This window comes from Nocardia sp. NPDC050378 (assembly GCF_040655675.1).
In the GTDB taxonomy this organism is placed as follows: Bacteria; Actinomycetota; Actinomycetes; order Mycobacteriales; family Mycobacteriaceae; genus Nocardia; species Nocardia coubleae.
In genome coordinates this window covers 109,208-116,563 of record NZ_JBFAKI010000017.1, presented here as the reverse complement: position 1 = coordinate 116,563, position 7,356 = coordinate 109,208, and the positions used below count along the sequence as shown (strand labels likewise).

Here is a 7,356-nt window from a genome sequence, read left to right as displayed (position 1 = left end):
CTTGCTCCTTCGTCGCCTACGCAACGGCACCTGATCGTCGGGACGGCCGCCGACCGCCGCTGCGCGGCGATCCCTCCTCGAGGTCGGGATGTGCGGGGCTGGTAATGCGGGAAAGGTTGAGCCCCGGTACCTGATGGTGCCGGGGCTCAACCGATTTTGTATCTCAGGCCTTGCGGCTGGTCGCCATCGCCCTGTCGACCTCCCAGAAGGCACGCAGCGCCGCGATCTTGCCGTCGGCGTCGACCTTGTAGGTGAACACGCCCTCGGCGTCGATGAGATAGCCGGCCATGGTGGTGCGGATCAGGCCGGTGAAGGCGATCTCGTTGCCGCAGGCGAAGGAGTCCTCGAACAGGAACTCGATCGAATCGGTGTTGGCGATGGCCTTGTCCCAGAACGCGCCGATCGCCTCGTGGCCGCGATGACCCACGCCCTCGGGGTCGAAACCCGATGGGCCGACGGGATCTTCGACGATGCCGTCCTCGGCGAACAGGGCGATCCAGGCCGCGCGGTCCTTGGCGCGGACCGCGGCCTGGGAGGCCAGTCCGGCGTCGCGCGCCGGATGCTCGCTCACGACGCCGCCACGATGGGATCGGCGATGTACTTCTCGGCGAAGCGGCGCAGCGAGTCCTGTTTGGCGGCGAGTTCGCCGTCGAAGCCGATGCCGTCGAGGAGCCACGGCACCACGATGATGTCGGTGACGCCCGCGTCGGCCAGGTCCTGATAGCCGCTGCGGCCGTGGCGATCGATGCAGACCGCCTGGATCTCGAAGGGCTCGGTGTCCCTGCCGTACTCCGCACGCAGCGTGCGCAGGGTCGCGATGGTCCCGGTGAGCTCGTCGAACTTCATCATCGCCGAGGTCCAGCCGTCGCCCACGCGGGCCGCGCGGCGCAGGGCCGGACCGGTGTGGCCGCCGATGTAGAACGGCACCCGCTCGGTGGGAGCGGGGCTCATCTGCAACGGGTCGAAGTCGAAGAACTCACCGTGGTACTCGACCATGCCGCCGTCGAGGACGAGTTTGATGACCTCGATCATCTCGTCCACCCGGGCGCCACGCCTGGCGTATGGCACGCCGCACCACTCGAATTCCTCGGGAGCCCAGCCGATTCCGACACCGAAGCCGAATCGGTTGCCCGACATGTTGGCGATCGAGCCCACCTGGCGGGCCAGCAGCAGCGGATTGCGGGACCCGAGCTTGAGCACGTTGGTGTAGAACCGCAGGGTCGTCGTCACGGCCGACATGGACGCGGCGGCGATGAGCGGATCCACCCACGGTGTCTCCGGGCCCCAGAACCGGCTCCCGTCCGGGGTGTACGGATAGTCGGCGCTCTGGGACTTCATGTAGAACAGCGAGTCGGGCAGGCCGATGGAGGTGAAGCCGCACTCCTCGGCCGTCTTGGCCAGCTCGGTGAGCTGGTCGAGCGGGCTCAGCGCGACACCGAGGGTGAATTTCATTCGGGGCGCTCGCTTCCCACGACCCACATCGCGAAGTATTGCGACCCGCCACCGTAGGCGTGGCCGAGGGCCTTGCGCGCGCCCGCCACCTGGTAGTCGCCCGCCCGGCCCATCACCTGCTTGGCGGCCTCGGCGAAACGGATGAGGCCCGACGCGCCGATCGGGTTGGACGAGAGCACCCCGCCCGACGGGTTCACCGGCAACCGGCCGCCGATCTCGGTCTCGCCCTTGTCGGTGAGCTTCCAGCCGTCGCCCTCGGCGGCGAAGCCGAGGTTCTCCAGCCACATCGGCTCGAACCAGGAGAACGGCACGTAGATCTCGGCGACATCGATCTCCTCGAGCGGATCGGTGATGCCCGCGGCGGCCCACAGGGCGGCGGCCGCGTCGCGACCGGCCCGCGGATTCACCTGATCGCGCCCGGAGAAGGTGGTCGGTTCGGTGCGCATCGAGGTGCCGTGCACCCAGGCGACCGTCTTGCCCTGGGCCTCGACGGCGGCAGCGGCCTCGGTGTTGCCGAGCACCACCGCGCAGGCGCCGTCCGAGGACGGGCAGGTTTCGTCGAAACGAATGGGGTCCCAGAGCATCTGGGAGGCCAGCACCGATTCGAGGGTGATGTCGGGCTGGTGCAGGTGCGCGAGGGGATTCTTGGCACCGTTGCGCCGGTCCTTCACCGCCACCTGGGCGCCGATGTGCATGGGCGCGTTGGAGCGGCGGATGTAGGAGCGTACGTGCGGGGCGAAGTATCCGCCCGCGCCCGCGCCGACCGGCATGGTGAACGGCACCGGAATCGACAACGCCCACATGGCATTCGACTCCGACTGCTTCTCCCACGCGATCGCGAGCACCTTGCCGTGCACACCGGCCTGTACCAGGTTGGTGGCGACGATGCCGGTCGACCCGCCGACCGACCCCGCCGTATGCACGCGCAGCAGCGGTTTGCCGATCGCGCCGAGGGCTTCGGCCAGGTACAGCTCGGGCATCATGACGCCCTCGAAGAAGTCGGGCGCCTTGCCGACCACGACCGCATCGATCTCGTCGATGGTCAGGCCCGCGTCGTCGAGCGCGCGATCGATCGCCTCACGGCACATGCCCGCCATGGACACGTCCGCACGTTTTGTCACGTGATGTGTTTGACCGGTGCCGAGCACCGCTGCGGGGAAGCTCATGATGCCTCGGATTCCAGGACGGCGACCAGATTCTGCTGCAGCGCTGGGCCGCTGGTCGCATGGGCGAGGGTCCGGTTCGCGGTGCCGGACATGATGGCCGTTGCGGCGTTGCCGATCCGCTCGAGACCCGCCGCGAACATCGGGTTGGCCGCGAGCGCACCGCCGGACGGATTGATCGTGGTGTCGGGGGACAGGCCGATCGCCTCGGCCAGGATCAGCTGCTGATGGCTGAACGGTGCGTGTAGTTCGGCCACGTCGAAGTCGGTGTTGCCCCGCGTCACGGCGGCGGCCGCGCGGGTGGTGGACGGCGAGCGGGTCAGGTCGCGGACACCGAAGCCCTGAGCGTCGATATTGTGCGCCATACCCGTGATCCAGGCCGGGCGCTCGCACAGCTCGCGTGCCCGGTCGCCGACGGCGAGCACGATCGCGGCCGCGCCGTCGGTGATCGGCGCGATGTCGTGCGCCCGCAGCGGGTCGGCGACATACGGTGCGGCGAGCAGCGCTTCGATGTCACCACCGGCGACGGCGGCCATGTCCTGTTCGGTCCAGCGCCCCGCGTCGAGGCCGGCGCGCGCCTGCAGGCCCGCGACCGAGACGGCATCGGGCCACAGCGGGCCGACCAGGTACGGGTCGAGTTGCCTGGTCAGCACCTGACGCAGCGTGCCGGCCGACGACTTGCCGAAGCCGTACACGAGCGCGGTCTGTGCCTGTCCGGAGAGCAGTTTCACCCACGCCTCGTAGAGCGCCCACGCGGCGTCCATCTCCACGTGCGACTCGTTGATCGGCGGCACCGCACCGATGGCGTCGACCGCCGAGATGAACGAGAAAGCCCGCCCGGCAAGATAATCCGAGGAACCCGAGCACCAGAAGTCGATGTCGGACTTGGTGATGCCGAGGTCGGCGTAGAGCTGCTGGAAGCACGGCACGAGCATCTCGACGCCGTTGGTGGTGCCGAAGGTCTCCGGCACGTGCGGTGCGTGGGCGAACCCCACCACCGCGATCTCGGGGGTCGAGACCGCGGGCCGGAGGCGGTAGCTTGCGTCACCACGGAGGCCCTCGCGAGACCCCCCATTGGATTCAGTGATAGTCACGTCGCCTCTCAGAGGTGGTGCTGGTAGGACTCGTACGGGGCATCTGGCTCACCCGTCGGGCGGAAGTGGTCGATATTGGCCAGGGCGTGGCCCCATTCCTCGCGGGGCTTCCACACGGCCTCGACCCGCATACCCATGCGCACCTCGGACGCCTCGCACCCGAGAACCAGGTGCAGGAACGGGATGTCGGCGCCGTCGAGCAGCACATAGGCGGCGACGTAGGGCGGCTTGATCCGCTGGCCGAGGAACGGCACGTTCACGATGCAGAAGGTGGTCACCGTGCCCTTGTCGGGCAGTTCGACCAGGTCGTCGGTGGGGGTGCCATCGGTCGGGTTGGCCCCGCGCGGCGGGAAGTACACGGCCCCACCGGCTTCGGAGCGGCCGCCGATCAGCTTGCCCTCGGCGAGACCGCGCAGGTACACGCTCTCCTGGGGCGAGGCGGTGTGTTTGTAGCTCATGTCGACGGGCGTCACCAGCACGGTCACCGGCTCGGCGGAGTCCTCGGCGGGTGGCGCGGTCGCGCCCTCGCCCGGCTCGAAGCAGGTGATGTCGGCGATGGTGCCCGCGCGTTCCTCGGCCCAGCGCACGCGCACCCGCATACCGGTGCTCACCTGCGCGGGCTCGGTCACGTCGAGGGCGTGGAGCATGCTGGTGTCGGCACCGTCGAGCTGCACGAGCACCCAGGCGAACGGGCGGTCGAACGGCTGACCGGGTAGCGGCTCGGCCACCCACGTCCACGAGCGCACCGTGCCGGTCGTCTCCACCTGCACCAATTCGGCCAGCGGGGCCGAGGTGATGGGATCGTATTCCTGGGCAGGCACGAGCACCCGGCCGTCACTGCCGCGCACGCCGAGTATGCGGCGTTCACGCAGTCCGGTCAGGAAGGCTCCGATGATCGGTCCGACGGATCTGGTGTAGTCGAACTGCACCCGAAGGGGTGCACTCAATACTTCCACTGCGGTATTCCCCTGGGTCACGATATCGAGTAGAACAGGTTCTTATTCTGCACGCAAGGATTCGCCGGAAAGGGCGTCGGCCATGAAATTCGGACTGCAACTCGGATACTGGGGTGCGCAGCCGCCCACAAACGCGGGCGAGATGGTCGTCGCGGCCGAGGAGGCCGGGTTCGACGCGGTGTTCGCGGCCGAGTCCTGGGGGTCGGATGCCTTCACCCCCCTGGCCTGGTGGGGCTCCTCCACGCAGCGTGTGCGGCTGGGTACCTCGGTCGCCCAGCTGTCGGCGCGCACCCCGGCGGCAGCCGCCATGCATGCGCTCACCCTGGATCATCTCAGTGGTGGCCGGGCCATTCTCGGGCTCGGCGTGTCCGGCCCGCAGGTGGTGGAGGGCTGGTACGGGCAGCCGTTCGCGCAGCCGCTGCGGCGCACCCGCGAGTACGTCGACATCGTGCGCAAGGTGCTGGCCCGCGAGGCGCCGGTGACCTCCGACAGTCAGGTCTACGGCCTGCCCTACACCGGTCCCGGCGCCACCGGCCTGGGCAAACCGCTCAAGCCGATCGTCCATCCGCTGCGCGCCGACCTGCCGATCTGGCTCGGTGCCGAAGGTCCGAAGAACGTCGCACAGACCGCCGAGATCGCCGACGGCTGGCTTGCGATCTACTACGCCCCGCGTCTGGCCGGCATGTACAACGAGTGGCTCGACGAGGGCTTCGCGCGGCCGGGCGCCCGTCGTTCACGTGCGGATTTCGAGATCGCGGCCAGCGCGCAGGTGGTGGTCACCGACGACCCGGCCGCCGAGATCGAGCGGATGCGCTGGGTCACCTCGCTCTACATCGGCGGGATGGGCGCACCCGAGCTGAACTTCCATGCCCAGGTCTACAAGCGGATGGGCTACGACAAGGAGGTCGACGAGATCTCGGCGCTGTTCCGGGCCGGGCGCAAGGCCGAGGCCGCCGCCGCGGTGCCCGACGAGCTCATCACCGACACCGCGATCTTCGGCGACGAGGCGCACGTCCGCACCCGATTGCGGGAATGGGAGGACGCCGGCGTGACCATGATGCTGATCTCGGTTTCCGATCCCGAACAACTTCGTCGGCTCCAACCCCTTGTTACGCGGTAGAACACGTTCTAAATTCTTAGGGGTGAGCAGTCAGCAGACAACGGAAATCCTCGGACTGTGGAATATCGCCGCGGCCGAACCCGAGCGGGTCGCCGTCGTCGACCCGGACGGCCGGGAGATCACCTATCGAGAATTGGCCACCCTCGCCAACCGGTACGCCAACGGGCTACGCGGGATCGGATTGCGAACCGGAGACGTCGTTGTCAGCATGCTGCACAACGGCGTCGAGGCGATCGCCGCGTACTTCGCCGCCTACCAGTGCGGTTTCTACATCGTCGCGGTCAACTGGCATCTGACCGCGCCCGAGATCGCCTACATCCTCCAGGACAGTGAAGCCTCGGCCTTCCTGGCGAGCGAACGGTTCGCCGCCACCGCCGCCGCGGCCGCCGACGAGGCCGGACTCCCCGCCGACGCGCGGTTCGCCGTGGGCACCATCGAGGGCTTCCGTCCGGTGTCGTGGCTCGGCGCGGCCGATACCGGCCGGCCGGGCGAGCGTTCGGTCGGCGCACCGATGCTCTACACCTCCGGAACCACCGGACGCCCGAAGGGCGTTCGCCGCCCGCTGACCGGCGCCGATCCCGACGAGGTCCCCGCGCCGAACAAGGCGTTCTTCAGTCTCTTCGGGCTGGCGCCCTACGACGACCACGTGCACATCTGCGGTTCGCCGCTCTATCACACCGCCGTACTGAACTTCTCGACCATCTCGATCCAGTTGGGGCACAAGCTCGTTCTGATGGACCGCTGGGACGCGCAGGACATGCTCGCCCTCATCGAACGGCATCGGGTGACCCACTCGCACATGGTGCCCACCCAGTTCCACCGCCTGCTCGCCCTGCCCGACGAGGTACGCGCCCGCTACGACGTGTCGTCACTGCGCAGCATGGTGCACGGCGCCGCGCCGTGCCCGCCGCAGACCAAGCGGCAGATGCTGGACTGGTGGGGTCCGGTCGTCACCGAGTACTACGCCGCCACCGAGGGCGGCGGCACGGTGATCTCCGGGACCGAATGGCTGGCCAAGCCGGGATCGGTCGGCAAGGCCTGGCCGTGGTCGATCATCAAGGTCCTCGACGAGGCCGACGGCACCGAACTGCCGCCGGGCAAAGAGGGCCTGGTCTACATGAAAATGGGCGCCTCGAGCTTCGAATACCACCACGCCAAGGAGAAGACCGAGGAGTCGCGCGTCGGTGATCTGTTCACCGTCGGCGACATCGGTTACCTCGACGAGGACGGTTATCTGTTCCTCTGCGACCGGCGCTCGGACCTCATTCTCTCCGGCGGCGTGAACATCTACCCGGCCGAGATCGAAGGCGTGCTGATGAGCCACCCGAAGGTCGCCGACGTCGCGGTTCTCGGTGTGCCCGACCCGGATTGGGGTCAGCAGGTGAAGGCGTTCGTGCAGCCGGTCGACGGAGTCGCGGGCGACGACGAACTCACCACCGACCTGCTCGCCTTCGCGGCCGGTCAGCTCGCCAAGTACAAGCTGCCCCGCACGGTGGAATACCGTGCGGAGCTGCCACGCGACCCCAACGGCAAGCTGTACAAGCGCCGGCTGTGCTGATTAGCGGCTGGCG

7 protein-coding genes are annotated in these 7,356 nt (G+C 68.5%); 2 read left to right on the top strand and 5 right to left on the bottom strand.

Annotated features, from left to right (window positions below; all coding sequences use genetic code 11):
- Positions 1 to 163: 163 nt before the first annotated feature.
- The 5 genes from AB0I35_RS27345 to AB0I35_RS27325 all read right to left on the bottom strand — a co-directional run bounded on the left by AB0I35_RS27345 (position 164) and on the right by AB0I35_RS27325 (position 4,686).
- A complete protein-coding gene (locus AB0I35_RS27345; RefSeq protein ID WP_357399206.1) occupies positions 164 to 571 on the bottom strand; it encodes a nuclear transport factor 2 family protein in 408 nt (135 codons plus the stop codon).
- Positions 568 to 1,452, bottom strand: coding sequence for a TIGR03619 family F420-dependent LLM class oxidoreductase (locus AB0I35_RS27340; RefSeq protein WP_357399205.1), 885 nt, complete (start codon positions 1,450 to 1,452; stop codon positions 568 to 570). The genes AB0I35_RS27345 and AB0I35_RS27340 overlap by 4 nt, the downstream gene beginning before the upstream one ends.
- Entirely contained in the window at positions 1,449 to 2,618 is a 1,170-nt protein-coding gene (locus tag AB0I35_RS27335; protein ID WP_357399204.1) for a thiolase domain-containing protein, read from the bottom strand. The genes AB0I35_RS27340 and AB0I35_RS27335 overlap by 4 nt, the downstream gene beginning before the upstream one ends.
- Positions 2,615 to 3,619 (bottom strand): thiolase domain-containing protein, encoded by a 1,005-nt coding sequence (locus AB0I35_RS27330; protein WP_357399213.1) that lies wholly within the window; start codon positions 3,617 to 3,619, stop codon positions 2,615 to 2,617. The genes AB0I35_RS27335 and AB0I35_RS27330 overlap by 4 nt, the downstream gene beginning before the upstream one ends.
- 98 nt (positions 3,620 to 3,717) lie before the next feature.
- Positions 3,718 to 4,686, bottom strand: coding sequence for an OB-fold domain-containing protein (locus tag AB0I35_RS27325; protein WP_357399203.1), 969 nt, complete (start codon positions 4,684 to 4,686; stop codon positions 3,718 to 3,720).
- Between the two features lie 61 nt (positions 4,687 to 4,747).
- On the opposite strand from AB0I35_RS27325, the gene AB0I35_RS27320 reads away from it, so the two are divergent.
- The gene (locus AB0I35_RS27320; protein WP_357399201.1) at positions 4,748 to 5,785 is read left to right on the top strand and encodes an LLM class F420-dependent oxidoreductase; all 1,038 of its coding nucleotides are present in this window, start codon (positions 4,748 to 4,750) and stop codon (positions 5,783 to 5,785) included.
- A gap of 22 nt (positions 5,786 to 5,807) precedes the next feature.
- The gene (locus AB0I35_RS27315) at positions 5,808 to 7,343 is read left to right on the top strand and encodes an acyl-CoA synthetase (protein ID WP_357399199.1); all 1,536 of its coding nucleotides are present in this window, start codon (positions 5,808 to 5,810) and stop codon (positions 7,341 to 7,343) included.
- Positions 7,344 to 7,356 lie beyond the last annotated feature (13 nt).

Bases quoted from the DNA above. Each gene is read 5' to 3' on its own strand.
- AB0I35_RS27320 (WP_357399201.1), top strand. From the start codon at position 4,748: ATGAAATTCGGACTGCAACTCGGATACTGGGGTGCGCAGCCGCCCACA.
- AB0I35_RS27335 (WP_357399204.1), bottom strand. From the start codon at position 2,618: ATGAGCTTCCCCGCAGCGGTGCTCGGCACCGGTCAAACACATCACGTG.
- AB0I35_RS27340 (WP_357399205.1), bottom strand. From the start codon at position 1,452: ATGAAATTCACCCTCGGTGTCGCGCTGAGCCCGCTCGACCAGCTCACC.